This is a genomic window from Nocardia sp. NPDC004260 (assembly GCF_053603155.1).
This window is the reverse complement of record NZ_JBSGEZ010000057.1, coordinates 16100-40818: the sequence shown is the minus strand read 5'-3', so window position 1 is coordinate 40818 and position 24719 is coordinate 16100. Positions and strand designations below refer to the sequence as shown.

The 24719-nt window shown below is 70.0% G+C and carries 22 protein-coding genes and 1 pseudogene; 19 read left to right on the top strand and 4 right to left on the bottom strand.

Annotated elements, in window-relative coordinates; genetic code table 11:
* The first annotated feature begins 20 nt into the window (after nucleotides 1–20).
* From ACWEO7_RS27830 to ACWEO7_RS27790, 9 genes and pseudogenes are all read left to right on the top strand, one after another.
* Complete coding sequence (locus ACWEO7_RS27830; protein WP_450024650.1) at nucleotides 21–959, top strand: M56 family metallopeptidase; 939 nt, start codon at nucleotides 21–23, stop codon at nucleotides 957–959.
* A 181-nt stretch (nucleotides 960–1140) separates the two neighbouring features.
* Complete coding sequence (locus tag ACWEO7_RS27825; RefSeq protein ID WP_452427477.1) at nucleotides 1141–2742, top strand: DEAD/DEAH box helicase; 1602 nt, start codon at nucleotides 1141–1143, stop codon at nucleotides 2740–2742.
* Nucleotides 2743–2745: 3 nt separating this feature from the next.
* Nucleotides 2746–3590: pseudogene (locus ACWEO7_RS27820) on the top strand (DMT family transporter).
* Nucleotides 3591–3650: 60 nt separating this feature from the next.
* Nucleotides 3651–5087 carry a GuaB1 family IMP dehydrogenase-related protein gene (locus tag ACWEO7_RS27815; RefSeq protein WP_450024656.1) on the top strand — a complete coding sequence of 479 codons (1437 nt, stop codon included), beginning with the start codon at nucleotides 3651–3653 and terminating at the stop codon, nucleotides 5085–5087.
* Between the two features lie 244 nt (nucleotides 5088–5331).
* Nucleotides 5332–6714, top strand: coding sequence for a hemolysin family protein (locus tag ACWEO7_RS27810; RefSeq protein WP_452427505.1), 1383 nt, complete (start codon nucleotides 5332–5334; stop codon nucleotides 6712–6714).
* Nucleotides 6707–7771, top strand: coding sequence for a hemolysin family protein (locus ACWEO7_RS27805; protein ID WP_355078479.1), 1065 nt, complete (start codon nucleotides 6707–6709; stop codon nucleotides 7769–7771). The genes ACWEO7_RS27810 and ACWEO7_RS27805 overlap by 8 nt, the downstream gene beginning before the upstream one ends.
* Nucleotides 7772–7808: 37 nt before the next feature.
* Complete coding sequence (locus tag ACWEO7_RS27800) at nucleotides 7809–8723, top strand: 3-methyladenine DNA glycosylase (RefSeq protein WP_452427503.1); 915 nt, start codon at nucleotides 7809–7811, stop codon at nucleotides 8721–8723.
* A gap of 243 nt (nucleotides 8724–8966) precedes the next feature.
* Nucleotides 8967–10451 carry an LVIVD repeat-containing protein gene (locus ACWEO7_RS27795; RefSeq protein WP_452427475.1) on the top strand — a complete coding sequence of 495 codons (1485 nt, stop codon included), beginning with the start codon at nucleotides 8967–8969 and terminating at the stop codon, nucleotides 10449–10451.
* Between the two features lie 2 nt (nucleotides 10452–10453).
* A complete protein-coding gene (locus ACWEO7_RS27790) occupies nucleotides 10454–11095 on the top strand; it encodes a DUF305 domain-containing protein (protein ID WP_452427474.1) in 642 nt (213 codons plus the stop codon).
* Nucleotides 11096–11107: 12 nt separating this feature from the next.
* Here ACWEO7_RS27790 and ACWEO7_RS27785 read toward each other — a convergent pair whose 3' ends face one another.
* Nucleotides 11108–11866, bottom strand: a complete 759-nt coding sequence (locus tag ACWEO7_RS27785) for an NAD(P)H-dependent oxidoreductase (RefSeq protein WP_452427472.1) — start codon at nucleotides 11864–11866, stop codon at nucleotides 11108–11110.
* 367 nt (nucleotides 11867–12233) lie between these two features.
* Between ACWEO7_RS27785 and ACWEO7_RS27780 the strand changes: the two genes are divergently transcribed.
* A complete protein-coding gene (locus tag ACWEO7_RS27780) occupies nucleotides 12234–12968 on the top strand; it encodes a PaaI family thioesterase (RefSeq protein ID WP_452427470.1) in 735 nt (244 codons plus the stop codon).
* A 133-nt stretch (nucleotides 12969–13101) separates the two neighbouring features.
* Here ACWEO7_RS27780 and ACWEO7_RS27775 read toward each other — a convergent pair whose 3' ends face one another.
* Together ACWEO7_RS27775 and ACWEO7_RS27770 are read right to left on the bottom strand one after the other, a co-directional pair.
* Nucleotides 13102–13608, bottom strand: a complete 507-nt coding sequence (locus ACWEO7_RS27775) for a hypothetical protein (RefSeq protein ID WP_452427468.1) — start codon at nucleotides 13606–13608, stop codon at nucleotides 13102–13104.
* Nucleotides 13609–14242: 634 nt separating this feature from the next.
* Complete coding sequence (locus ACWEO7_RS27770; RefSeq protein ID WP_452427466.1) at nucleotides 14243–16423, bottom strand: malate synthase G; 2181 nt, start codon at nucleotides 16421–16423, stop codon at nucleotides 14243–14245.
* Nucleotides 16424–16666: 243 nt separating this feature from the next.
* Here ACWEO7_RS27770 and ACWEO7_RS27765 point away from each other — a divergent pair, with 243 nt between their 5' ends.
* Genes ACWEO7_RS27765 through ACWEO7_RS27755 form a run of 3 tightly spaced genes read left to right on the top strand, consistent with a single transcriptional unit; the run spans nucleotide 16667 to nucleotide 19088 of the window.
* Nucleotides 16667–17407, top strand: coding sequence for an SDR family NAD(P)-dependent oxidoreductase (locus ACWEO7_RS27765; protein ID WP_452427464.1), 741 nt, complete (start codon nucleotides 16667–16669; stop codon nucleotides 17405–17407).
* On the top strand, nucleotides 17404–18453 hold the full coding sequence (locus ACWEO7_RS27760; protein ID WP_452427462.1) for a zinc-binding dehydrogenase: 1050 nt from the start codon (nucleotides 17404–17406) through the stop codon (nucleotides 18451–18453). The genes ACWEO7_RS27765 and ACWEO7_RS27760 overlap by 4 nt, the downstream gene beginning before the upstream one ends.
* Nucleotides 18450–19088: a TetR/AcrR family transcriptional regulator gene (locus ACWEO7_RS27755; RefSeq protein WP_452427460.1), complete on the top strand. Its 639-nt coding sequence runs from the start codon at nucleotides 18450–18452 to the stop codon at nucleotides 19086–19088. The genes ACWEO7_RS27760 and ACWEO7_RS27755 overlap by 4 nt, the downstream gene beginning before the upstream one ends.
* 115 nt (nucleotides 19089–19203) lie before the next feature.
* Here the strand turns inward: ACWEO7_RS27755 and ACWEO7_RS27750 are convergent, their stop codons facing one another.
* Nucleotides 19204–19815 (bottom strand): winged helix-turn-helix transcriptional regulator, encoded by a 612-nt coding sequence (locus ACWEO7_RS27750; RefSeq protein WP_452427501.1) that lies wholly within the window; start codon nucleotides 19813–19815, stop codon nucleotides 19204–19206.
* Nucleotides 19816–19991: 176 nt separating this feature from the next.
* Here ACWEO7_RS27750 and ACWEO7_RS27745 point away from each other — a divergent pair, with 176 nt between their 5' ends.
* The 6 genes from ACWEO7_RS27745 to ACWEO7_RS27720 all read left to right on the top strand — a co-directional run bounded on the left by ACWEO7_RS27745 (nucleotide 19992) and on the right by ACWEO7_RS27720 (nucleotide 24695).
* Nucleotides 19992–21131: an acyl-CoA dehydrogenase family protein gene (locus ACWEO7_RS27745; protein WP_452427458.1), complete on the top strand. Its 1140-nt coding sequence runs from the start codon at nucleotides 19992–19994 to the stop codon at nucleotides 21129–21131.
* An 80-nt stretch (nucleotides 21132–21211) separates the two neighbouring features.
* On the top strand, nucleotides 21212–21748 hold the full coding sequence (locus ACWEO7_RS27740; protein ID WP_452427456.1) for a DM13 domain-containing protein: 537 nt from the start codon (nucleotides 21212–21214) through the stop codon (nucleotides 21746–21748).
* Between the two features lie 132 nt (nucleotides 21749–21880).
* Nucleotides 21881–22012, top strand: a complete 132-nt coding sequence (locus ACWEO7_RS27735; RefSeq protein WP_452427455.1) for a hypothetical protein — start codon at nucleotides 21881–21883, stop codon at nucleotides 22010–22012.
* A 53-nt stretch (nucleotides 22013–22065) separates the two neighbouring features.
* The gene (locus ACWEO7_RS27730; RefSeq protein ID WP_452427453.1) at nucleotides 22066–22611 is read left to right on the top strand and encodes an HNH endonuclease; all 546 of its coding nucleotides are present in this window, start codon (nucleotides 22066–22068) and stop codon (nucleotides 22609–22611) included.
* A gap of 28 nt (nucleotides 22612–22639) precedes the next feature.
* Nucleotides 22640–22912 carry a WhiB family transcriptional regulator gene (locus ACWEO7_RS27725; protein ID WP_355078495.1) on the top strand — a complete coding sequence of 91 codons (273 nt, stop codon included), beginning with the start codon at nucleotides 22640–22642 and terminating at the stop codon, nucleotides 22910–22912.
* Between the two features lie 178 nt (nucleotides 22913–23090).
* The gene (locus tag ACWEO7_RS27720) at nucleotides 23091–24695 is read left to right on the top strand and encodes a VWA domain-containing protein (RefSeq protein ID WP_452427451.1); all 1605 of its coding nucleotides are present in this window, start codon (nucleotides 23091–23093) and stop codon (nucleotides 24693–24695) included.
* Nucleotides 24696–24719 lie beyond the last annotated feature (24 nt).

The following is a 24719-nucleotide window of genomic DNA, read 5'->3' as shown; positions in this document are numbered from 1 at the left end:
CAACGCAGTGAGCTGAGTCGATGAACGCAACCGCGCCGGTATTCGCCGGACTGGCATTGCTTCTCGCGGGGCCTGCCCCGGCCTTGCTCAGCCGGGCGACCTGGACCTACCGGACGCCCCGAGCAGCGCTGGTGCTCTGGCAGGCCATCGCGCTCGCCGCCGTGCTCAGCGCGTTCGGCTCCGGGTTGGCCATCGCCGCCGAGCTGCTCGTGCCCGGCCCCGACGGCCGCCCGACCACCGCGCCGACCAGGGAGATCGACGCGCTCGGCCTGCCGCTGTGGCTGGCGTACGTGTTGGTCTTCGCGCTCACCCTACTGATCGGCGCCCGGTTGATCTACGCGATCATCCGGGTGGGCGTGCACACCCGCAGGCGGCGGTCGCGCCACCGCATGCTCGTCGACCTGCTGGACCAGAGCGGTCCGCACCGGCGCGCGGCCGACATCCGGGTGCTGGCCGCCACCGAGCCCATCGCCTACTGCCTGCCCGGCCTGCGCCAGCGCGTCGTGCTCAGCGAAGGCACCCTGACCAATCTCGCCGACGCCGAGGTCACCGCCATCGTCAGCCACGAGCGTTCGCACCTGCGGGCCAGGCACGATCTCGTGCTGGAGGCGTTCACGGCCGTGCACGAGGCGTTCCCCCGGGTGGTGCGCAGCAAGGCCGCGCTCGGCTCGGTGAAACTGCTCATCGAGTTACTCGCGGACGACTCGGCGGTCAAGGTCACCGGACCGAAGCCGCTGGCCCGCGCCCTCGTCGCCTGCGCGAAGTCCACCGCGCCGCAAGGCGCGCTCGCCGCGGGCGGTCCCACCACGCTCATCCGCATCCAACGGCTGAGCGGCCGGATCGGGGACCTCCGCATCGCGACGGCCGCCTACCTCGGCTCGGCAGCCATCCTGGTGGTGCCGACGCAGGCCGTGGCCGTACCCTGGCTGGTGGAACTGAGTCGGCTGTTCCACGGCTGACTCCCTGGCACGTATCCTGGACCTTCGGCCCGCCTCCGGTCGGCCGCATCCTCTCGCTCCACCCGGCGCGCGTCATCGCCCGCGCCACCGCGCGGTGAACCGCATCGCGCGCCGCTCTCCATCCCACCGAACAGCGCGTTCCGCGTGGAACGCGCCGTGCGACGAAAGGCACACCCTCCTCGTGACCCCCTCGACCACCGTCGCCGCGGCGCCCCCCGTGACCTTCGCGGGTCTGGGCCTGCCCGCCGTGCTCGTCCAGGCACTGCGACGCGACGGCATCGAGACGCCGTTCCCGATCCAGGCCGCCACGACCCCCGACGTTCTGGCAGGCAAGGACGTGCTCGGCCGCGGGCCGACCGGTTCCGGGAAGACCTTGGCCTTCGGCCTGCCGATGCTCACGCGGCTGGCGGGCGCGGCGGCCAAGCCGGGCCGCCCGCGCGGGCTGGTTCTCGTGCCGACCCGCGAGCTGGCCGCCCAGATCGAGCGGGCGCTGGACGAACCGGCGCTTTCGCTCGGCCTTCGCGTGGCCTCGGTGGTCGGCGGCGCTCCGATCAAACGCCAAGCCGACCGGCTCGCCCGCGGCGTCGACCTGCTCATCGCCACGCCCGGACGGCTCGCCGACCTTCTCACCCAGGGATCCGCCGATCTGTCCGACGTGACCATCACCGCGCTCGACGAGGCCGACCACATGGCCGACATGGGATTCCTGCCGCAGGTGACCAAGTTGCTCGACCGCACGCCGCGCGACGGTCAGCGCCTGCTGTTCTCGGCCACGCTGGACGGCGAGGTCGACAAGTTGGTCAAGCGTTACCTGCGCTCCCCCGTCACGCATTCCACCGCGCCGCCGTCGGCCTCGGTCACCACGATGTCGCATCACCTGCTCTACGTCGGCGACAAGGTGACCAAGCGGGCGGTCGCCACCGAGATCGCCGCCCGCGACGGGCTGACCATCATGTTCGTCCGTACCAAGCACGGCGCCGACCGGCTCGCCAAACAGCTGCGCGGGGCGGGCATCGCCGCGGGCGCGCTGCACGGCGGCAAGGCGCAGAACAACCGCACCCGAACCCTCGCCGCGTTCGCCGACGGCTCGGTGCCGGTGCTGGTCACGACCGACGTCGCCGCGCGCGGCATCCACGTCGACGGGATCTCCCTCGTCGTGCACGTCGATCCGCCGCCGGAGCCGAAGGCCTATCTGCACCGGGCCGGGCGCACCGCCCGCGCGGGTGAGGACGGCGTGGTCGTCACGCTGGTGATGGACGAAGAGCGCCGCGACGTCGAGTCGATGGCCCGTAAGGCGGGTGTCGAGGTGGACGGAGTCGCGGTCCGTCCCGGCGACCGCACACTGGTCGAGATCACCGGCGCCCGCCGCCCGCCCGGAACTCCGGTGGTCCAGGCTTCCGCCGCGCCCGCGACCACCCCGGCGACGAAACCCGCACGGCGTCAAGCGAACCGGCGTGCGGAGACGGCTCAGGCCGGTGGCCGCGGCGCCGGTGCGGCGAAGCAGTCCCGGTCGGGCTCGGTGCCGAGCCGTGGTGGCGAATCGGTCACCGCGCCGGGGCGTCGTCGCGGCCAGGCGAAAGTCGCCGGGAAGCCCGCCACCGGCAACTCCGCCGGGCACAGTGCGGGTTCGGGCGAGGGTGCGTCCACCCGCCGTTCCGGCGCGGCGGGCGGATTCTCCGGACGCGCCGCAGGGTCCGCCTCCGGCGACACGCCGGGCCGGACACGGCGACGCGCCGTACGCGCGCAGCAGTCACCGAAGTGGGGCAATCGCGGAGCAAACTAGAACGTGTCGACTCACGCGGCAGCCGCCGTCCTCTGCGCCCTGCTCGCCGCGCTGCTGTTCGCGATCGCCGCGGTCGCGCAACAACACGCGGCGGCCGCGGTGCCGGAGGGCGCGTCGCTGATCCGCTCGCTGATCCGCACCCCGCGCTGGTGGGCGGGCGTCGTCGGCGACGCGGGCGGATACGCCATGCAGGTCGTCGCGCTCACCTTGGGCGCGGTGCTGCTGGTGCAGCCGCTCCTGGTGAGCGCGCTGGTGTTCGCGCTACCGATGTCCGCCCGGCTCAACGACCGCCGCGTGGCGCCGCGCACCTGGGCGACCGCGCTCGCACTCACCGCCGCGCTGGCCTGCTTCCTGCTCGTCGGCAATCCCACCGAGGGCAATACCGATGCACCGCTGCGGGATGGCTCGTGCCCCTGGGCATCCTGCTCGGCCTGATCGCCGCCGCTACCGCCGGTGGCATCGCCGCGCGCGACCCGGCGTGGCGCGCACTGCTGATCGGCGCCGCGAGCGGCGCCCTCTACGGACTCGCCGCCGCGCTCACCGACTACGTCACCGACCTGTTCGACCACGGTCTCGGGGATGTGCTCAGCGGCTGGCAGACCTGGGCACTCATCGGGGCCGGTGTCACCGGCGTCTACCTGCAGCAGCGCGCCTATCACGCGGGACCGCTGACCGCCTCCTTGCCCGCCGTCACGGTCGTAGAGCCACTGGCCGCCGCGTTCATCGGCATCGCCGTGCTGGACGAGCGGTTGCGGACGGACACCGCGGGACTGGTCATCACCGGAGGTGCGGTGCTCGTCATGGCCGCCGCGACGATCATGCTTTCCCGCTCGCAAGCCACCGCCTGAGCCCACGGGCGAAGAAGCAGAACAGCGCACACCGGTCGGCGCACGGATATCATCGGTCGAGTGCGCTTTCTCCCCGGTCATCAGCCGCCGTACGACCTGACCTACGACGACATCTTCCTCGTCCCGAATCGGACGGACGTCGCGTCGCGCTTCGACGTCGATCTGTCGACGACCGACGGGTCGGGCACCACCATCCCCATCGTCGTGGCGAACATGACCGCCGTGGCCGGGCGCAGAATGGCCGAGACGGTGGCCCGCCGCGGCGGCATCGTCGTTCTCCCCCAAGACCTGCCGATCACCGCGGCCGCCGACACCATCGCCTTCGTCAAGAGCCGCTCGCTCACCGCCGACACTCCGGTCACCCTCGCCCCCGACCGTTCGGTCTCCGAGGCGGTCGCCCTGATGCACAAGCGCGCGCACGGCGCGGTGGTGGTGGTGGACGACGGACGCCCGGTCGGTGTGGTGACCGAGGCCGCCTGCGCCGACGTCGACCGCTTCGCCCGGCTCCGCGAGGTCGCGGTCACCGATTTCGTGCGGGCCCCCGCGACCACCACCCCGCGTGACCTGTTCGATCTGCTGCACGCCGAGCACGCCGACTTCGCCGTGCTCACCGCCGAGGACGGCACCTTGGCCGGTGTGCTCACCCGCACCGGCGCCCTGCGCGCGGGCATCTACCAGCCCGCCGTCGACGCCGCCGGCAAGCTGCGCGTCGCGGCCGCGGTCGGCATCAACGGCGACGTGGCCGCCAAGGCCAAGTCCCTCGTGGATTCGGGCGCCGACTTGCTGGTCATCGACACCGCGCACGGACACCAGGCCAAGATGCTCGAAACGCTCACCGCCGTGCGCGATCTCGGGCTCGGAGTCCCGCTGGTCGCGGGCAACGTCGTCTCCGCGGAGGGCACCAGGGATCTCGCGGCGGCGGGCGCCGACATCGTCAAGGTCGGTGTCGGCCCCGGCGCCATGTGCACCACCCGGATGATGACCGGCGTCGGCCGCCCACAGTTCTCCGCGGTGGCCGAATGCGCTACCGCCGCCGCGGAACTCGGCGTGCACATCTGGGCCGACGGCGGCGTGCGCCATCCCCGCGACGTGGCGCTCGCGCTGGCCGCGGGCGCGTCCAACGTGATGATCGGCTCCTGGTTCGCCGGTACCTACGAGTCCCCCGGCGACCTGCGGGTCGATCGCGACGGCAACGCGTACAAGGAGAGCTTCGGCATGGCCTCCAAGCGGGCCGTCGCCGCCCGCACCGCCTCCGACAGCGAATTCGACCGAGCGCGCAAGGGACTGTTCGAAGAGGGCATCTCCAGCTCGCGGATGCGGCTGGACCCCGAGCGTCCCGGCGTCGAGGACCTCATCGACCACATCTGCTCCGGTGTGCGCAGCGCGTGCACCTACGCGGGAGCACGGACGCTCGCCGAATTCCACGACAAGGCCGTGCTCGGCGTGCAGTCCGCGGCCGGATTCGCCGAAGGCCGCCCGCTGCCCAGCGGTTGGTGAGCGCCGACACACGCATCGCACCGGCACCGGCCCACGCCACTCGGCACGTGGGCCGGTAGCATGGTGGTTGCCGGGCACCGGCACCACGACTCGTTTGCGAAAGGATCCAGTTGTCACCCGCGTCCGAGGGCGCCGCACAGGAGGGCTCCTCTACCGAGCCGGGTGACCAACCCGGCGTCCCTCTCCCCGCAGTAGTCCCATTCCGCACAGGCCGTCACGCAGCACCGTTCGGGTGGTGCTGACCATGTCCGTCGCGCTCACCGCGCTCAGCCTGATCGGATTCATCGCACTCACCGCAGGCACGGCCCTGTTCGTCGCCGCGGAATTCTCCCTTACCGCGCTGGAGCGCAGCACCGTCGAGGCGCACGCCCGCACCGGTGACGTCCGCGCCCGCATGGTCCGCAAGGCGCATCGCACGCTGTCGTTCCAGCTGTCCGGCGCCCAGCTCGGCATCACCATCACCACGCTGATCACCGGTTACATCGCCGAGCCGGTACTGGCCCGGCTGCTGCATCCGGTGTTCGCCGGCATCGGGCTGAGCGAAGCCGCCGCGAGTGGCGTCGCGCTCACGCTCGCGCTGATCCTGGCCACCTCGCTGTCGATGATCTACGGCGAGCTGGTGCCCAAGAACATCGCCATCGCCAAGCCACTGGCCACCGCCCGCGTCACGGCCGGACCGATGATCGGCTTCTCGGTGGTGTTCAAGTGGATGATCCATTTCCTCAACGGCACCGCCAACTGGGTGGTCCGCAGGCTCGGCGTCGAGCCCGCCGAGGAGTTGCGCTCGGCCCGTTCGCCGCAGGAACTCGGCTCCCTGGTGCGCACGTCCGCGCTGCGCGGCGCGCTCGACCAGCCCACCGCCCAGGTGATGGACCGCTCGCTGCAGTTCGGCGAGCGCAGCGCCGAGGAGCTGATGACTCCGCGGGTGAAGATCGAGTCACTCGACAAGGACGACACCATCGCCGATCTGATCGACGCGGCGGGCCGCACCGGTTACTCCCGCTTCCCGGTGATCGACGGCGATCTCGACAACACCCTCGGCTTCGTGCACGTCAAGCAGGCCTTCACCCGCCCAGCGCACGCGCGCCGGACGACCCCCCTGTACCGGCTCGCCCAGCCGGTGCCGATCGTGCCCGCCAGCTTGGACGGCGACGAGGTGCTCGAACGGGTCCGCGCCGACGGCATGCAGGTCGCCCTCGTCGTGGACGAGTACGGCGGCACCGCGGGCCTGGTCACCATGGAGGACATCATCGAGGAGATCCTCGGCGACGTCCGTGACGAGCACGACGAGGAGGAGCGCGACGTACGGCGCGTCTTCGACGGCTGGGACTGCTCGGGCCTGCTGCGCATCGACGAGGTCTCCCGGGCGACCGGATACGACGCGCCGGAGGGCGAGTACGAGACGCTGGGCGGCCTCGTGCTGACCCGGCTCGGCCGCATCCCGGTGCCCGGCGACGAAGTCGTACTGCCCAATCCTCGCTCGCAGCAGTGGACGGCGCCGGAGAGCCACGGCTCCGGCGGCTGGATCGCCCGGGTGGAGCGCATGGACGGACGGCGCATCGACCGGGTCCGGTTGATCCCGGTGGACGCCGACGCCCTCGCGACCAAGGAGCACAGCCATGGGTGACCTCTTCGGCGTCCTGCTCACCGTCGTGCTGTTGGCAGGAAACGCGTTCTTCGTCGCCGCCGAGTTCGCGCTCATCTCCGCCCGCCGCGACCGGCTGGAAGCGCTGGCCGCGCAGGGCAAGCGCAACGCGAACACCGTCATCCGAGCGGGCGAGAACCTTTCGATGATGCTCGCCGCCGCGCAGCTGGGCATCACCATCTGCTCGATCCTGCTCGGCCGCGTCGGCGAGCCCGCCGTCGCGCACCTGCTGGAAGGCCCGTTCGACCTACTCGGCCTGCCGCAGCAACTGCTGCACCCGGTGGCGTTCGCCCTGGCGCTGACCATCGTGGTGATCCTGCACATCCTGTTCGGCGAGATGATCCCGAAGAACATCGCGCTGGCCGGGCCGGAGCGCAGCGCGCTGCTGCTGGTGCCGGTGCACCTGATGTGGCTGCGGCTGGCCCGCCCGCTCATCGCGCTGTACAACCTGGCCGCCAACCTGTCGCTGCGCCTGCTGCGGGTCGAGCCGAAGGACGAGCTGGAGGCCACAGTGTCGACGGTGGAACTGGCCGAGATGATCGGCGAGTCCCGCTCGGAGGGGCTGCTCGACGAGGAGGAGCATCGCCGCCTCACGCAGGCGCTCGGCACCAGTGACCGGGTGGTCGCCGACGTGATGGTGCCGCTGGACGCGACCCGATCGATTCCGCTGCGCGGCAACGGGACCACACTCGGCGACATCGAATCCGCAGTCGCCGAGACGGGTTTCTCCCGCTTCCCGGTGCGGGCGAACGACGGATCGCTGGTCGGCTACCTGCACGTCAAGGACGTGCTCGACAAGGTCGCCGACGAGAGCGCCGGTCCGGGGACGCCGATCCCGCGCACCGATATCCGCCCGCTGCCGACGGTGGGCATGGGCGCCACGCTCTACGAGGCGCTGGCGCGGCTGCGGCGCACCAACAGCCATCTCGGCCGCGTGGTCGACGACCGGGGCAACACCACCGGCATCGTCGCCTTGGAGGACTTGGTGGAGGAATTCGTCGGCACCGTCCGAGACGGAACGCATCGGGTGGGCGAATGACGATTCGGGCAGCGTGCCCGCGCGGGGTGCGATGACCATGCGGGTGTTGTCCGGTGCGCAGTGGCGGGAGTCCGCCGCCGCGCACCGGGCCCGGTTGGACGATCTGGTCGGGCCCTACCTCGAGCGGCGGGCGCAAGGTTCGTCGCACCCGGTGATCGACTTCTTGTTCACCTACTACGGGCACAAACCCGCCCAGTTGCGGCGCTGGCATCCGGGATACGGCATCGGGATGGCCGATGCCGCCGAATACCGCGATGCGCGGGGGTATCACCACGTCGTCACCGATTCCGGCGCTGCGGGCTTCTGCACCGCCGATCCCGCATACCTGGACAAACGCCGCGATACCGTCGCGTTCGTCGCAGACTTGCTGCGGGCCACCGCGTCCCGGCCCGCGCATCTGTCCTGCTTCGGGCTGCACGAATGGGCGATGGTGTATCGCACCGACGACATCCGCCACCAGAGGGTGCCGCTGCGACTGGGACGCGCGGGCACCGACGCCGTGCTCGACTCGATGTCGCTGCGCTGCACGCATTTCGACGCCTACCGCTTCTTCACCCCGGACGCCGTCGGCCGCAACGCCGAGCCGCTCACCCGGGCCGACCAGCTGCGTCGCGAACAGCCGGGCTGTCTGCACGCGAATATGGATCTGTACAAGTGGGGCTTCAAGCTGGTCCCGCTGATCTCGTCGGATCTGCTCCTGGATTGTTTCGAGTTGGCTTGCGCAGCAAGGGAACTCGACATGCGCGCCAGCCCGTACGACCTGTCCGGCTTCGGCTACCGGCCGGTTCGCATCGAGACACCCTCGGGGCGGGCGGAGTACGTCCGCGCCCAGGCCGAGTTGACGGAACGCGCAGCCGGACTACGACGCATCTTCCTGGGCGCCTGCGACGAACTCCTGTCGGCCCACCCGCATTCGGCCACACTCGGCACCGGACCGACCCAGCCGCGCTGACCACGCAGAGCGGAAAACTTCGCGAATCCGGCTGCGATTCGGCGAAACCCACCCTCGGACCGACGGAAATCACTACCATTCAGTCAGTTCAGCGGTGACTGTCCCAGTCACCGCGGGTAGCCAATCTCGACGACGAAGTTGGGGGGCCGCGACGATGCGCCCGTTGGCCAGACTGTGCCGTGCCGAACCGCTGGCTCTGCTCACCATCGGCATGGTTACAGCCGTGCTGCTGCCCGTGAGCGCTTGGCCGATCCGCCATCGGACGTTCGTAACGTAGTCGAGGAGTTCCTCGACGTCGGACGCACCTCGGTTCCCCGCGCCGACTGCGGACCCGACGCCGCCCCCGAGAGCGGACTGCAAGGCGATGTCACCGCCGCCGACCGCGACAGCGGGCGCAGCACGCAGGGCTACCGGTGCAACATCTCCTACGTCGGCGGCTACGCGGGCCGCGGCGCGGGCATCACCTCCACCAGCTTCGAGCATTGCGCCTATCTGGGCTCGTTCTTTCCCGGCGACCTGATCAGCGAGGGCCGTGGCGTCCAGGTGCTCGACGTGTCCGACCCGGTGAATCCGCGTCCGACGGCGACTTTGACCGAGCCCGCGATGCTCGCGGGCACCTGGGAGAGCCTCAAGGTCAACACCGAGCGCAAGTTGCTGGTCGGCACCGGCGTGCCGGTCGGCGAGGGTGTGGGCTACCTGTCGGTCTACGACATCTCCGATTGCGTGCATCCGCGGCTGCTCAATCCCGGTCCGGGGACGAATCTGGCGATGCCGCTGCCGATCACCACGCACGAGGGCGGCTTCTCCCCCGACGGCAACACCTATTGGGCCTCGGGAATCGCGCCCGGTTTCGTCAGCGCGGTGGACCTGAGCGACCCCGCCGACCCGCATGTGGTGTGGCAGGGCGTGACCGGCATCGAAGCGCACGGATTCGGCATCAGCCCGGACGGCGATCGGATGTACATCTCCGCGCTCGGCGGATTCACCGTCCTCGACATCAGCGCGGTGCAGCGCCGCGACCCCGACCCGCAGGTGCACCATCTGGGCCGGGTGTTCTGGACGGACGGCTGGGCGACCCAGCACAGCATCCCGGTCTTCTACGACGGCAAGCCCTACCTCTACACCGTCGACGAAGGCGGTTCCGGCGGCGTCAAACTCATCGATGTCTCCGACGAGACCGCGCCCAGGGTGGCCAACAAGATCAAGCTCGAGATCAACCTGCCACAGCACATCGACAGCAATATCGGTTCGTCGATGGGTGGTTCCGCCTTCGCCTACGAATCGCACTACTGCGCCGCCGACCGGCAGGACAACCCCACCGCCTTGGCCTGCGGATGGATCTCCTCCGGCATCCGGGTGTTCGACATCCGCGACCCCTACGCCATCCGCGAGATCGCCTACTACAACCCGCCCGCCCGCACCGGGCAGAACCTGAGCCTGTGGAACTCGCCGCACGCGCTCGCCTCGCTCATCGGTGTTCCGCTCATGAGCACCCCGCCCGCGGTGCGCGCCGTGCTGGAGGGACAGTTCAACCCTCTGGACGCCACCACCCCGCGCACCGGCCGCCTCGCCTTCGGCGATGTGTCCACCGACTGGTGCTTCTCACCACCGGAATGGCGCGGATCACAGCTGTACGTCGCGTGCTCGGACAACGGGTTCATGGTGCTGCGACTGGACGACGACGTGTACTCGCCACCGGCGGACCAGCGGTCGATCGTCGGGTCGTAGCGATGCGGCGCTGGATGGAGACCGCCGCCCTGGTCTCGGCGGCCTTCGCGCTGCTCGTGCTCGGCGCCGCTGTGCGGCCGCTGGTGTTTCCGGAAAGTCATTCCGCCGCATCGGTGCTCACCGATGTCGAGATCGGCTTCGTGCAGGACATGACCACCCACCACCAGCAAGCGCTGCTGATGGTGCAGCGGCTGGATCGCTCGGTCGATCCGGCGGTCGCCCGGCTGGCCGAACAGCTCGACCGCACACAGCGCCTGGAGATCGGCACCATGCTCGGCTGGCTGCGTCTGGCGGACGCGCCGCCCAGCTCCGTACACCCGATGGCGTGGATGCAGGGCCCGGATGCGACGGCGCATGGCCATCACGCGACGGTCGCGCAGACGGCACCCCTGATGCCCGGGATGGCGAGCACGGCGGAACTGGACAATCTGGCAGCGGCACATGGCCGGAACGCGGAGATACTGTTCCTTCAACTGATGTTTCGCCACCACCAGGGCGGTATCGCGATGGCCGAGGCCGCCGACGGTCTCCTGGGCTCCGGGCCCGTCAAAGAGATCGCGCGTTCCATGATCCATGGGCAGGGCCAGGAGGCCGGGATGATGGGCATGCTGCTCACCCAGCGCGGAGCGACCCCACTGCCCTGATCACCCGCGCCGCTACGACGCCACATGCAACCCGAAGCCGGCCGCTCCCCGTGCTTCGCGACCAGCTACCAAACGCAGGCTCCGGTCGTAGTCGTCGCCGCCCTGCGGGCGGTACCGGATCGGCTCCAGTTCGGCGAGCTTCGACATCCGCCGCCGCAGGTCGTACGCGACGTCGTCGAAGCGCGCGGCGTCGAGGCGGATCGTGTCGTGCACCACGAACGGCGGCAGCACGTCCATGCCGGTGTAGTAGAGGATGCCGTGGTGGATCGGGAACAGCAGATCCTCGACGGGGCCGTTGATCCCGCGATCGGAGTAGGACGGCTGCTTGCCCCCGACCGAGACCACCAGCATCGCGCGCCGCCCGGCCAGGACGCCCGCCCCGTATCTGGGCACCGCCTTCCCCCCGGCTCCATAGGCGAAATCGCAGGTGAGAACCCGGTCCACCCAGCCCTTCATGATCGCGGGCATGCCGAACCACCAGAGTGGGAAATGCAGGACGACGGCGTCGGCCCACAGCAGTTTCTCCTGCTCGGCGCGGATGTCGGGACTCAGCGTCCCGTCGCGGTAGGCCACACCCGAGGCCAGCATGAAGTTGGGCTCCTCGACCGCGCCGAAATCGTCGGTGTCGGCGGCGGCCTTCCACCCCATCGCGTAGAGGTCGGTGATCCGCACCTCGTGCCCGTCCGCCCGCAACTGGCGCACCGCAACGTCTTTGAGAGCGCCGGTGAGTGAGTCCGGCTTCGGGTGGGCGTACACGATCAGTACGTTCATTCCAGCGTTCGTCACATGTCGGCGCAACAGCGTTCGCAGCGATAGATATTCCGGCATCCGCTCGACCTGCGCGGACACGTGTCGAATAGGGCCTGCCGCCACGGCATGAATGGCCGGCGGCAACCTCCGGACATCGAGCAGCTGCGCACGGCCGACGCCGCGGGTTGTGGTGGGCCGGCCGCCCCACGCTGTCCTCGCTCACGCGGCTCGCCGGGCCAGCCCGTCCGTGGGTGACCGGCGAGATCATCGGCATCGACAACGGCAGGTCCGGGGGTGCCAGGCGGCCCGGCCACGGCTCGCCGGCGTCACGCCGGTATGGTCGGCTGGACCGAGTCATGATCGTCGGCCGGGAGAGGGTGGGCAGCAGATGATTCGGACCGATGCGTCAACGGTGCCCGCGCACGTGCGCGGTTATCCGGGTGTGGCGTTCGGCGGGTACGTCGCGGGACTGCTGGCCGCTGCGAGCGGCGCCACGCAGGTGCGCGTCGACTTCCGCCGCGCAGTGTCCGTGGACGCTCCGGTGGTGCTGGCCGCCGACGCGTCCGGCGGCGCGTCGCTCACCGACCTGGACGGTGCGGTACTCGCCGAAGCGTCCGCGTCGACCATTACGGTCACGCCGCGGCCCGCGCCCACCTGGGAACAGGCTCTAGCCGCGAGTGCGACCGCCGGCGTGCTGCGCAAGATGAGTCACTGCTACGGCTGCGGAGCGGCCTGCGCGCCCGGCCGTGGTCTGCGTCTGTCGCCGTGGGCCGTGCCCACACTGGACATGGTCATCTCCGCCTGGACACCGCATCCTACGCTCGCCGGACCTGATGGCTTCCTCTCCACCGAGAACGTCTGGGCCGCCTTGGATTGCCCTGGCGGCTGGGCCGCGATGTCGCTGCGCGATCTGCGTCCCGGAGCGGTCACCGCCGCACTCACCGCAACGCAGTTCGAACCGGTCCGCACCGGCGAGTCCTACCTCTCCTACGGGTGGCCGATCTCCTCGGACGGCCGGAAACACACCGTCGGCGTGGCCTTGTCCCGGCCCGATGGAACGCTCTGCGCACTCGCCGAAGCACTGTGGATCGAACCCCGCCGACCACTGCCGTTCGAATGGTGATCCGGCCCGGGCGATCCGCGTACCGAAGGCCCTGGCCGCCGAGATCAAAGCATGGGGCGACGATGCTTGCCTGACCATGCGGATCGCCCGCGCCTCAACGGCGAACACTCTCCAGGAGATTCGGCGACCGCGCTCAGTGAGTGTCGACGAAGCGGTACCACTGGCCGTCGAATGCGGAGTATTCGATGCCGTTGGTGGCGGGCGGACCGAGATGGGGTGGGGTGGCCGGGTCGCGGAAGAAGGCGAAGCCTTCCGAATCAGAGTCGCCCGATTGAGTGTAGAACAGGCAGCCGCCGTCGCGGGGCGTGATGAAGGTGATCGTGTACACGCCGAGGCGGGCGTGGTGGCCGGGGTGCGCGCAGTCCACGGCTTGGTCTTCGAGAATGCCGCGGGAGAGACGCCAGCCGGTGTCCTCCGGGACGTCGTAGAGCGTCAGCGCCACCAGAGCGGCGATGAGCACGGGCGAGGCGAGGCTGTGGAACACGGCACGGTAGCGCAGCAGCCCGAGCAGTCCGAACAGGACGGCGATCCCGCCGAGCACACCGAGCACCGCCCAGAGGACGACAAGGGTCGGGAACGTGCCCGCCGCGGCGAGTTGCCAGAACAGCGCCGCGCAGCACAGTGCGACCAAGGCGGTCACGAGCCCCATCCACAGGACGAACCAACGAGGAATACGCGACCGTGTGCGCACGGACCCTGCGGAGTTCACGTGTCCAAGATACGAGGGGGATGAGCACGGCGCGCGGGATCGGTTGCGAAATCTCACGGCGCACCGAGGATCCCGTTCGACACGGATGCCACCGCGGGCGCGGCGGAAAGCCCGGTCCAATTCGAGAAGACCGTGCAATCGTGTGCGCATGATGCACCGCGTGCCCGGCGAATTCCGGCCAGATGATCACGCCGCACCGGACAGCGGGATCCCCCGATGTGAAAACCAACAATTCAGAACGTTCCGCGATTTCGGTCCGGAATCGAGAAATCCCCCGGCCAGCACACCTGGCCAGGGGATTTTCACTACTCGAAGCACATCGCGCACCGCACGCTCACAGCGGCGGGAAGCCCGCCGATCCGGTGGCCATCCAATTCCAGAACATCGCCGCGCGATTGACGACCAATGCCACGATGTCGAGCACAACGCTTCCCATGAATCTTCCTCACAAATCGACGATTTCGTGCGGCACCCAGGGTAACGGACCGATAAACAAGAGTCGAAACTCCCGCAAGAGCGCGAGTCCCCCGGCCGAAGGGACCGGGGGACTGGCGGCGCGTGCGGATTACACGCAGGCCAGCGCCTTCGCCTCACGGCGACGGCGGTGCAGGATCGGCTCGGTGTACCCGTTGGGCTGCTTGGTGCCCTCCAGGATCAGTTCCTTGGCCGCCTGGAACGCGATGCTGCCCGCGAAGTCCGGCGCCATCGCCCGGTAGTTCCGGTCGCCCGCGTTCTGCCGGTCGACGACCGGGGCCATCCGCTCCAGGCTGGCCACCACCTCATCGGCGCTGACGATGCCGTGGCGCAGCCAGTTGGCCATCAGCTGGCTGGAGATGCGCAGCGTCGCACGGTCTTCCATGAGCGCGACGTCCTTGATGTCGGGCACCTTGGAGCAGCCGACGCCCTGGTCGATCCAGCGCACCACGTAGCCGAGGATGGACTGCGAGTTGTTGTCCAGCTCCTGGCGCTTCTCCTCGTCGGTCCAGTTCGGCGCGGCGGCCAGCGGGATCTCCAAGATCTCGTCGACGGTGGCGCGGCGACCGCCCTTGGCGATCTCCTGCTGCCGCTTGAACACGTCGACCAGGTGGTAGTGCGTCGCGTGCAAGGTCGCGGCGGTGGGCGAGGGCACCCACGCGGTGTTCGCGCCCGCGCGCGGGTGACCGATCTTCTGGGTGAGCATGTCGGCCATCAGGTCCGGCATGGCCCACATGCCCTTGCCGATCTGCGCCTTGCCGGGCAGGCCCGCAGCGAGACCGGTGTCGACGTTCCAGTCCTCGTAGGACAGGATCCACTGCTGGGACTTCATGTCCGCCTTGCGGACCATCGGCCCGGCCTCCATGGAGGTGTGGATCTCGTCGCCGGTGCGGTCCAGGAAGCCGGTGTTGATGAACACCACACGCTCGGCGGCGGCCTGGATGCAGGCCGCGAGGTTCACCGTGGTGCGGCGCTCCTCGTCCATGATGCCGACCTTGAGCGTGTTGCGGCTCAGCCCGAGCACGTCCTCGATCCGGCCGAACAGCTCGTCGGTGAACGCGACCTCGTCCGGGCCGTGCATCTTCGGCTTCACGATGTAGACCGAGCCGGTGCGGCTGTTCTTCAGCTGCACGTCGTCGGCCAGGCTGTGCTTGGCGATCAGCGAGGTGATCAGCCCGTCCATGATGCCCTCGGGCACCTCGTTGCCCTCGGCGTCCAGGATCGCGTCCGAGGTCATGAGGTGACCGACGTTGCGCACGAACAGCAACGAACGGCCGTGCAGCACCAGCTCGCCGCCGTCCAGCGCGGTGTACACGCGGTCGGGGTTCATGGTGCGGGTGAAGGTCTTCTCGCCCTTGGCGACCTTCTCCGCGAGGTCGCCCTTCATCAGGCCGAGCCAGTTGTGGTAGCAGAGCACCTTGTCCTCGGCGTCCACGGCGGCGACCGAGTCCTCGAAGTCCATGATCGTGGTGACCGCGGACTCCAGCACGACGTCCTTGACGCCCGCGGTGTCGGTGCTGCCGATCGGGGACTGCGGGTCGATCTGGATCTCGATGTGCAGACCGTTGTGCTTCAGCAGCACCGAACTCGGCGCCTCCGGGTCACCGAGGTACCCGACCAGCTGGGAGGCGTCGGCCAGACCGATGCTGGTGCCGTCCTCGAGGCCGACCTCGAGCTCGCCGTCGACGATCTTGTAGGACGTCGAGCCGATGTGCGAACCGGTGATCAGGGTGACCGAGTCGTCGAGGAAGTTGCGCGCCCACTCGATGACCTTGTCGCCGCGCACCTTGTTGTAGCCGGTGCCCTTCTCCGCGCCGCCCGCCTCGGAGATGGCGTCGGTGCCGTAGAGCGCGTCGTAGAGCGAGCCCCAACGCGCGTTGGCGGCGTTGATCGCGAAACGGGCGTTCATCACCGGCACCACCAGCTGCGGGCCCGCGGTCGCGGCGATCTCCTCGTCGACGTTCTGGGTGGTGATCTGGAAATCGGCGGGCGCGGGCCGCAGGTAGCCGATGTCGGTCAGGAAGTTCTTGTAGGCGGCCTTGTCGTAGTTCGCGCCGGGGTGCTCCGCGTGCCAGGCGTCGATCTTGCCCTGGATCTCGTCGCGTTCGGCCAGCAGAGCGCGGTTGCGCGGAGCGAGATCATTGATGACCTGCTCGGCGCCGGCCCAGAACGCGGCGGAATCCACGCCGGAACCGGGGAGCGCCTCGTTCTCGACGAACTCGTGGAGAACGCGTGCCACCTGGAGCCCGCCGACCTGAATCCGCTCTGTCATCTACTGCCTCACTTCCGAGAAAACCGAGTGGGAAAACAGTGTCATGTTACCCGTGGGTAGCGGTGTAACCGCGCGCCGGGTCGCCCATGCCTGTGCCCGAATCCGTCCGCCACGCCGAGGTGAGCTGGTCGTTGCGCCCGGCGGGTCGTGAGCCGTCGGCGGTCGGCCGGACAGCCCCTTGATCGTAACGCCCGCCGGATTTAATGTACTGGTCGGAACATTTTCGGAGATGCAGGAGTCAAGGTGCCACTCACCGATAAGGTCGTTGTCGTCACCGGGGGAAGCCGGGGGCTGGGCAAACAGATGGTGCTCGCGTTCGCCGAGGCGGGCGCGGACGTGGTGATCGCAAGCCGCAAGCTGGACGGCTGCGCCGCGCTGGCCGATGAGGTGACCGGGCGGTTCGGCCGCCGCGCCCTGCCCGTGGCCTGCAACGTCAGCGACTGGTCGCAGTGCGACGCCCTGGTGCAGACCGTCTACGACACGTTCGGCCGGGTGGACGTGCTGGTCAACAACGCCGGCCTCTCGCCGCTGTACCCCAGCCTGGACCAGGTCACCGAGGCGCTGTTCGACAAGGTCATCGGCGTGAACCTCAAAGGACCGTTCCGGTTGTCCGCCCTGATCGGCAGCCGGATGGCGGCCGACGGCGGCGGCTCGATCATCAACGTCTCCTCGATCGAGGCGATCCGGCCGGAACCCTTCGCGGTCCCCTATTCGGCGGCCAAGGCCGGTCTCAACGCCCTGACCGGAGGGCTGGCCCAGACGTTCGCGCCGAACGTGCGGGTCAACACCATCCAGTGCGGGCCTTTCGAAACCGACATCGCCACGGCGTGGCCGGACGAGCTCCGCGCGGAGCTCACCAGACACAATGCCCTCCGCCGAGTCGGCAGGCCGGAGGAAATCGTCGGTGCGGCGCTGTTCTTCGCCACCGAGGCCTCGGCGTTCTGCACCGGCGCCACCCTCCCGATCGACGGAGGATGGCGATGAAGGCGCTGACTTATGACGGACCGCAACAGATCTCGTACGGCGACCGGCCCGATCCCGTGCTGCCCGGCCCCGACGGCGCGATCGTCCGGGTCACCGCGGCGGGCATCTGCGGCAGCGATCTGCACATCTACGCCGGACACGGATTCGTCGCTGGCGCCGGTTACGGCGTCGGGCACGAAGCGGTCGGCGAGATCGTGGAAGTGGGGCCGTACACCCGAGGATTCTCCGTCGGCGACCGCGTGCTGGTCGCCGCCTCTGCCGGTTGCGACAGCTGCGCGCAGTGCCGCGCCGGGATCGTCACCGCGTGCGCTCGCCACCCGTTGCCGGTGGATGCCTGCTACGGGCTCGGCGGCGCACTGGCCGGATGCCAGGCCGAGTTGCTCGCCGTCCCGCACGCCGCGGGCAATCTGGCGAAGTTGCCCGACGAGGTGAGCGACACCGCCGCCGTCGTGCTCACCGACAACGCGCCCACCGCGTGGTACGGAGCCCGGCGCGCCCGGATCGCGCCGGGCGACACCGTAGTGGTGATCGGGCTCGGCCCGGTCGGTCTCATGGCGGTCCAGTCCGCGTTCGCGATGGGCGCGGCGCGGGTACTCGGCGTCGACCTGCTGGCCGAACGCCGCAAGCGCGCCGCCGACCTCGGCGCGGAGCCGGTCGAATCGGACGATCCGAAGCAGGCGATCCGCGAAACGCTGCGCGGCGGAGCGGATGTCGCGATCGAGGCGGTCGGGGCCGACGAAACCATCAAGCTGGCGATCAGCGCCGTCGGGCACGGCGGCCGGGTCAGTGTGATCGGCGTGAGCCACAACCGCGCCTATCCGTTCCACATGATGGCGGCGCAGGTGAAGGACCTGGAATTCCACATCGGGCTGTGTTCGGTCCAGTACGAACTGCCCGCGCTGCTGAAGCTCACCGCGGGCGGCAGGCTGCGGCCCGAGGCGGTGGTCACCCACCACCTTCCGATGTCCGACGGGCCCGCCGCCTACCGGATGTTCGCCGAGCGGGCCGACGGTGTGGGCAAGATCGTGCTGGACCCGTCGAAATGACCGCCCCGTCCCGTAGGCGGGGCCGTCCGCCCGCGGCCGAATCGACCGCGAGCGACACCAGGGCACGGATCGTGCGGGCCGCGATCGACCTGTTCGCCGAACGGGGCTTCCACGGCACCGGTGTGGCCGAGATCGGCGAGCGCGCCGACGTGCAGCGCGGCGCATTGTACTACCACATCGGTTCCAAAGAAGAGCTGCTCTGGCAGATCCTGCGCGACTACACGCAGCTCATGCTGACCGAGGCCGAACAGATCGCCGACGGGCCCGGTGATCCGGTCGCCAAGCTGCGCAATATGATCGACAGTCACGTGCGGCTGATCGTCCGGCATCAGCGTGAGGTGGCCATCCAGCTACGCGACGTCGGCGCGCTCACCGGCGAGCGCGCCGCACAACTGCAAGACCTGCGCGACCGGGTGCAGCAGTGCTGGCAACGCGTCATCGACGCCGGTCACATCGAGGGGCTGTTGCGCACCGACGACCACGTGGTCACCAACAGCGTGCTCGGCATGTTGAACATGGTGTCGTTCTGGTACCGCCCGCACGGCGGCCGCTCCCCCGGCGAGATAGCCGACATCCTCGCGACCACTTTGCTCGACGGCGTGGTGACCGGCACCGCGCGGGATACGAAAGGCTGACCGGGGCTTGGGATTTCCAGACCGACCCCGAGCGGGTACCGGCCGCGCTGCGCGAGAAGGCCCGCGAGCTGATGGCCCAGCGATCGTCGGGAATCTCTGAGCAGGCCGCCGGAGTTCAGGATGCGCGCTGAGTGGCGGCGTCCGGGTGCGACATGTCCGCGTACCCGGCCACGGGGCTGAGCCGCAGCACCGAGGGCATCCGGCGGGTGAGCGCGGGCGGGCCGGTGAACGTCACCCGGCCCGTCCGCAGCGCGTGCGCCAGCGGCAGCCGCCCCAGCCACACCTGGTACAGCGAGGCGATATCGGAGCTGATCGCGACGTCCACGGGATAGCCGGGATCGGATTCGCAGACCGAGGGAACTCCCGCCTCGATCACGATCCAGAATCGGCGCAGGTCGTCGGTGAAACGCACGTGCAGCACGTGGCGACGGCCCGGGAACGACGAGGTGTCGACCCGGGTGTGCATCCACCACACCAGCAGAGCGGGGTCGCGCTCGTCCTCGCGCGGCGTGCCGAAGGTCCAGCGCGCACCCCATTCGCCGAGGCCGAACAGGATGGGCTCCAGTTCCCGCCCGGCGTCGGTGAGCAGGTACTCGCCGACCAGTTTCTCCACGAGCCCGGCTCGCTCGAACTGCCGCAGGCGTTTGGCCAGCAGGCTGCGCGACAGGCCGGGCAGGCCGCGCGCGAGATCGTTGAACCGGGTGGTGCCCAGCAGCAGGTCGCGCAGGATCAGCAGCTACCAGCGCTCGCCCACCACGTCGAGCGCCCGGGAGATCGGGCAGTACTGGCCGTAACTCGGCGTCGAAGTCGTCATGGCACCTCGCGAACGCGGTCTGGGTTCTGGACCGGGGCGGTCCACTTTCTGCACTATCCGGTTATCGCGGCCGTTCCTAACTTCGAAACATGACCACTACAGCTCCTGCCCCCACCGACGCCACCACCGACTGGGTCGCCCGCGCACGCCGCGTCGGCGAGGCTCTTCATCCCGAGGTCGCCGCCCGCGACCACTCCGGCGAGATCTCTCTCGCCGCGTTCGATCTCCTGCGCGCGAGCGGACTGTCCGCGGCGCTCGTCCCCGCCGAGTTCGGCGGCGGCGGGGTCACCCATCGCGAGATGGGCGCGATCCTGCGCGAGCTGGGCCGCCACGACCCCTCCACCGCGGTCGCCTTCGCGATGCACACCCACCTGGTCGCCGCCCAGGTGTGGCGGCACAACCACGGCATCGACGCCGCACCACTGTTCGCCAAGGTGGTCGCGGGTGCGATCCTGGTCAGTACGGGCGCCTCGGACTGGGTCGGCTCCAACGGCCGCGCCGAGCGGGTCGACGGCGGCTACCGGGTGCACGGGCGCAAAGCGCCGGCCAGCGGATGCGAGGCGGGCACCGTCCTGGTGACCAGCGTGCGCTGGGACGACGCACCCAGCGGCCCGCAGGTGCTGCATTGCGCCATCCCGTTCACCGCCGACGGCGTACGGATCGAGAAGACTTGGGACACTTTGGGTTTACGGGCGAGCGGTTCGCACACCGTGGTGCTCGAGGATGTGTTCGTGCCCGACGCGGCGGTATCGCTGACCCGCCCGGCATCGGTGTGGCCGCCGTTGCTGAACGTCGTGATCGGCGCGGCGATGCCGCTGGTCATGGCGGCCTACCTCGGTATCGCCGACGGCGCGGTCGATATCGCGACCACGCTCGCCGCCGGTCGGGCCGACGCGCCGACCGTCCAATTGGCCGGCGAGATGGCCACCGCGCACACCACCGCGGGCGATCTCGTCGACGCCATGTTCACCGGATCGGAGAACCTGCGCTTCGCCAACACCGATCAGTACGCGAGCCGGACGCTCAGCCGTAAGACCGCCGCGGCGGACGCACTTCTGCACACCGTGCGCCTGGCCATCGAAACCGTCGGCGGAATCGGCTATTCACGCGACTGCGAGCTGGAGATGCGCTCCCGCGACGTGCACGGCTGCCTTTTCCACCCGCTGCCGCGGGCCAAACAGACCCACTTCACGGGCCACGTCCTGCTCGGCCACTCCCCGATCGGATGACGTTCTTTCCGTCGACGCCACCCCCGCTCGCCCCCATAATCGGATGGGGGCGAGTTTCCCTGACACTCCGAGGAGAAGCCATGGCGTCCGCACGGGGCATCGCTCGATCGCCGATCACCTGGGCCGTCGTTGCGTTGCTGATCGTGGCGCTGGGCGCGGGACTGGCCGTGTTCCAGCCATGGCGGTTGTTCACCGACACCACCGTGCAGGAGGCCGCGCCGTCGGCCTCCCCGGCGCCGGGTCCGGGCGGGACCGAAGCCCAGCCGCGCACCATCGCCCGGGGCACGTTCATCTCACATGAGCACGCCACCGCGGGCACCGTCGCGGTCCTGCGCCTGGCCGACGGCAGCAGAGTGCTGAGACTGGAAGACCTCGACACCTCCGACGGCCCCGACCTGCACGTCTGGCTCACCGACGCGCCGGTGCGCGAAGGCCGCGACGGGTGGTTCGTCTTCGACGACGGCAGCCACACCGACCTGGGCAAGCTCAAAGGCAACCGCGGCAACCAGAACTACCCCATCCCCGCCGACGCCGACCTGGCCCGGTTGACCAGCGTCGCGATCTGGTGCGACCGGTTCAACGTCTCCTTCGGCGCCGCCGAACTGCGACCGGCCTGAACTCCGGGAATCACCCTCCGTAGCACCGCCGAAAAATGACCCGACAACGGCGGGTGCGCTGTGCCACCATGTGTTTCGACACCGGCCACCACCTCGAGGTGGCCGCCCGAGTAGTGGAGAGGAGGGGCGGCAGTGATTCCGGAGACGACGAAGCGAATGAAAACCCTCGCGGCGCGATCGTCGGCCGCGGGCGACGCGATCGGCAGGCCGTTGCGCGCACGGCGCGGCGAACCGGTCGACAGCCGCCTCCAGATCCTCGGCTGATCGCCGCTCGCTCTCCTCCTTCGCTCGAATTCGCACGAAACATGGTGATTCCCATGACGTTCCGCCGTGCCGCCGATCAGGCGGCGACAACCGCCGACAACTGGATACACAGCGGGGTACTCGTCCTGAACGCCTCCTACGAGGCGCTCGACGAGATCAAGGCCGACCGGGCCGTCGTGCTGCTGGTCGCCGGCGCCGCGGAGACCGTGGCCGACCGCGAGCCGCATTTCCCGATTCGGTCACGGCACGTGAAAATCGCTCTGCCACAGACCATTCGGTTGCTGCGCTACGTCTACCTCGAGCACGCCGTGCTGGTGCACGACGAGAGCAGGGCCACCCTCGCGGGCGTGCTGCGTCGCGACCGGAACCGGTGCGGCTACTGCGCCGGGCGGGCGCACACCGTGGACCACATCCGGCCGCGGTCGAGGGGCGGCCCGAACACCTGGGGCAACCTCGTAGCCTGCTGCGCGCCGTGCAACACGGCCAAGGCGGACCGCACCCCGGGGGAGGCGGGCATGCGCCTGCTCTGGGAGCCGAAGGCCCCCACCCATCGGATACGCCAGCAGCGCCGGATCTGGAAGCAACTCGCCTCGACTTGACCACGACCCGAGAAAGGAGAAGATCGCGATGACGAGCGCCGAGACCACCGCCGTCGCGGAGCCGACCCTGGCCGACCTGCTCCCGCTCTCGGATTCCCGAGGGTGGCACCGGGCGGCCTGCCGCGGCGACCCGAACCACGAAGCCTGGTTCCCGTACCCGTCACAGGACTTCGACTACGCCCGGGAAGTCTGCGCGCGCTGCCCGATCCGGGACGCCTGCGGTGACTTCGCCGCGCGCACCGGGCAATCCGGCGTCTGGGGCGGGCACGAGTTCGACCGCGGACGGGTGATCCGCCATTGAGCGGTCCCGCCGTCGTGCCGTGCGGCACGGCGGCGGGCCAACCCGATGGCGCGCAACCGCGCCGGTATCGGGGAGCCTCGCCGACTTCGTTCGGCGCCGGTGACCATACACTGACCGCGTGGGCACTCATCGCAGCGCAACCAGATCCCGGGGCGTCAGCAAAGGTCCGGTTATCGCAGTGGTCGTCGTTGCGTTACTGGCCGCGATCGTCGTCGTCTGGTTCCAGTTGCGCGATCGCGCGGCGAACCAGGACAGCGCGGCGGCGGCCGAATGCGTCGAGGGGCCCGCGACACTCTCCGTGACGGCCGATCCCGGCATCGCGGCGCAGGTGCGGGCCGCCGCGGACAGCTACAACGCCACCCGGCCGAAAGTACGCGACCACTGCGCGCGGGTCGAGGTGACCGCACAGCCGTCCGCGGCCGTCGTCGCCGCGTTCACCAGCGGCAAGCCATGGGACAAGGCGCTCGGCCCGCAGCCGGCGCTGTGGATCGCCGATTCGACCCGTTCCATCGAGTCCATGCGGGTGCCCGGCCTGATCGAGGGCACGCCGGTACCCATCGCCACCAGCCCGATCGTGCTCGCGGTGCCCGAGGACCTGCGTCGCGCGCTGGAGCAGGCCGACGTGTCCTGGGCCGACCTGCCGCGGTTGCAGCAGGGCTCGCTCGCCGATGTCGGCCTGAGCGGATGGGGCGGGCTACGGATGGCCCTGCCCGCGGGTGACGCCACGCTCGCCGCGGCCACGGCGGTCGGCTCCGCGGTCTCGGGCGCGGAACCGCTCAGCGAGCAGGCGGCGCAGTCCGGTCAGGTGGTCGCCGCGATCTCCGGGCTCGCCGCCGACGCGCCCGAGGCGTCCGACGCCGCGGCCGCGCTGACCGAGCTCACGGCGCAGGACGCGCCCATGCACGCGATAGCCGCTACCGAGCAGCAACTGAAGGGGATGCCCGGCGTCGTGGCGTTCCGCCCCGCCGGGGCCGCGCTCGTGGCCGATTACCCGGCCGCGTTGATGTCCGGCGCGTGGGTGGACAAGACGCAGAACCTCATCGCCGGACGGTTCACCGACTATCTGCGCAAGCCCGAGCAGGCGCAGGCCTTCGTCACGGCGGGATTCGCCGCCGCGCCGCAGACCGCGGCCGCCGTGCCGCCCCGTGGCGCGCTCGACAAGGTCCGCGCCACGCTGGCGAACCCGGTACTCGGCGTGCGCTCCACCGTCCTGGTCGACGTGTCGGCGTCGATGGGGACCGCGGAGGGCGCCACGACACGTCTGGCGAACGTCCTGGCCGCGCTGAATTCCACGATGACGGTCATGCCGCCGGACTTCGGACTCGGCGTGTGGACCTTCGGCAAGAACCTCGACGGCACCACGCCGTACCGGGTGGCCGCCGCCACCGCCCCGCTGACCACCGACCAGCGCACGAAGATCGGTACCGCGCTGACCGCGGTGCGCCCGAGCGAGAGCCGGTCGGATCAGGCCTACCCATCCCTGATCGCGGCGTACAAGAGCGCCGTCGCCGGGTACACGCCGGGCCGCACCAATTCGGTGCTGCTGATCACCGACGGACCCGACGACGATTCCACGGTCACCGGCACCCAACTGGCCGCGGACATCGCCGCGGCGACCGACCGCACCCGGCCGGTGCGCGTCGACGTCATCGTGGTCGGCGGCAGTGGCACCCAGACCCTCCAGGCCCTGGCGCAGCAGACCGGCGGGCACTACACCCGCCTGGCCACCTCCGACGACATCGGCTTCGGCTCCGCCGTCGTCCAGGCGCTCACCACGCCGTAGCCCGCCGCCCGCGCGAAGACAGAA

What these genes read in the sequence shown, in the direction of transcription:
- ACWEO7_RS27760 (WP_452427462.1), top strand. Translation starts at nt 17,404, where the DNA reads ATGAAGGCGCTGACTTATGACGGACCGCAACAGATCTCGTACGGCGAC.
- ACWEO7_RS27785 (WP_452427472.1), bottom strand. Translation starts at nt 11,866, where the DNA reads ATGAACGTACTGATCGTGTACGCCCACCCGAAGCCGGACTCACTCACC.
- ACWEO7_RS27730 (WP_452427453.1), top strand. Translation starts at nt 22,066, where the DNA reads ATGACGTTCCGCCGTGCCGCCGATCAGGCGGCGACAACCGCCGACAAC.
- ACWEO7_RS27780 (WP_452427470.1), top strand. Translation starts at nt 12,234, where the DNA reads ATGATTCGGACCGATGCGTCAACGGTGCCCGCGCACGTGCGCGGTTAT.
- ACWEO7_RS27755 (WP_452427460.1), top strand. Translation starts at nt 18,450, where the DNA reads ATGACCGCCCCGTCCCGTAGGCGGGGCCGTCCGCCCGCGGCCGAATCG.
- ACWEO7_RS27790 (WP_452427474.1), top strand. Translation starts at nt 10,454, where the DNA reads ATGCGGCGCTGGATGGAGACCGCCGCCCTGGTCTCGGCGGCCTTCGCG.
- ACWEO7_RS27805 (WP_355078479.1), top strand. Translation starts at nt 6,707, where the DNA reads ATGGGTGACCTCTTCGGCGTCCTGCTCACCGTCGTGCTGTTGGCAGGA.
- ACWEO7_RS27745 (WP_452427458.1), top strand. Translation starts at nt 19,992, where the DNA reads ATGACCACTACAGCTCCTGCCCCCACCGACGCCACCACCGACTGGGTC.
- ACWEO7_RS27770 (WP_452427466.1), bottom strand. Translation starts at nt 16,423, where the DNA reads ATGACAGAGCGGATTCAGGTCGGCGGGCTCCAGGTGGCACGCGTTCTC.
- ACWEO7_RS27830 (WP_450024650.1), top strand. Translation starts at nt 21, where the DNA reads ATGAACGCAACCGCGCCGGTATTCGCCGGACTGGCATTGCTTCTCGCG.
- ACWEO7_RS27725 (WP_355078495.1), top strand. Translation starts at nt 22,640, where the DNA reads ATGACGAGCGCCGAGACCACCGCCGTCGCGGAGCCGACCCTGGCCGAC.
- ACWEO7_RS27810 (WP_452427505.1), top strand. Translation starts at nt 5,332, where the DNA reads ATGTCCGTCGCGCTCACCGCGCTCAGCCTGATCGGATTCATCGCACTC.
- ACWEO7_RS27740 (WP_452427456.1), top strand. Translation starts at nt 21,212, where the DNA reads ATGGCGTCCGCACGGGGCATCGCTCGATCGCCGATCACCTGGGCCGTC.
- ACWEO7_RS27800 (WP_452427503.1), top strand. Translation starts at nt 7,809, where the DNA reads ATGCGGGTGTTGTCCGGTGCGCAGTGGCGGGAGTCCGCCGCCGCGCAC.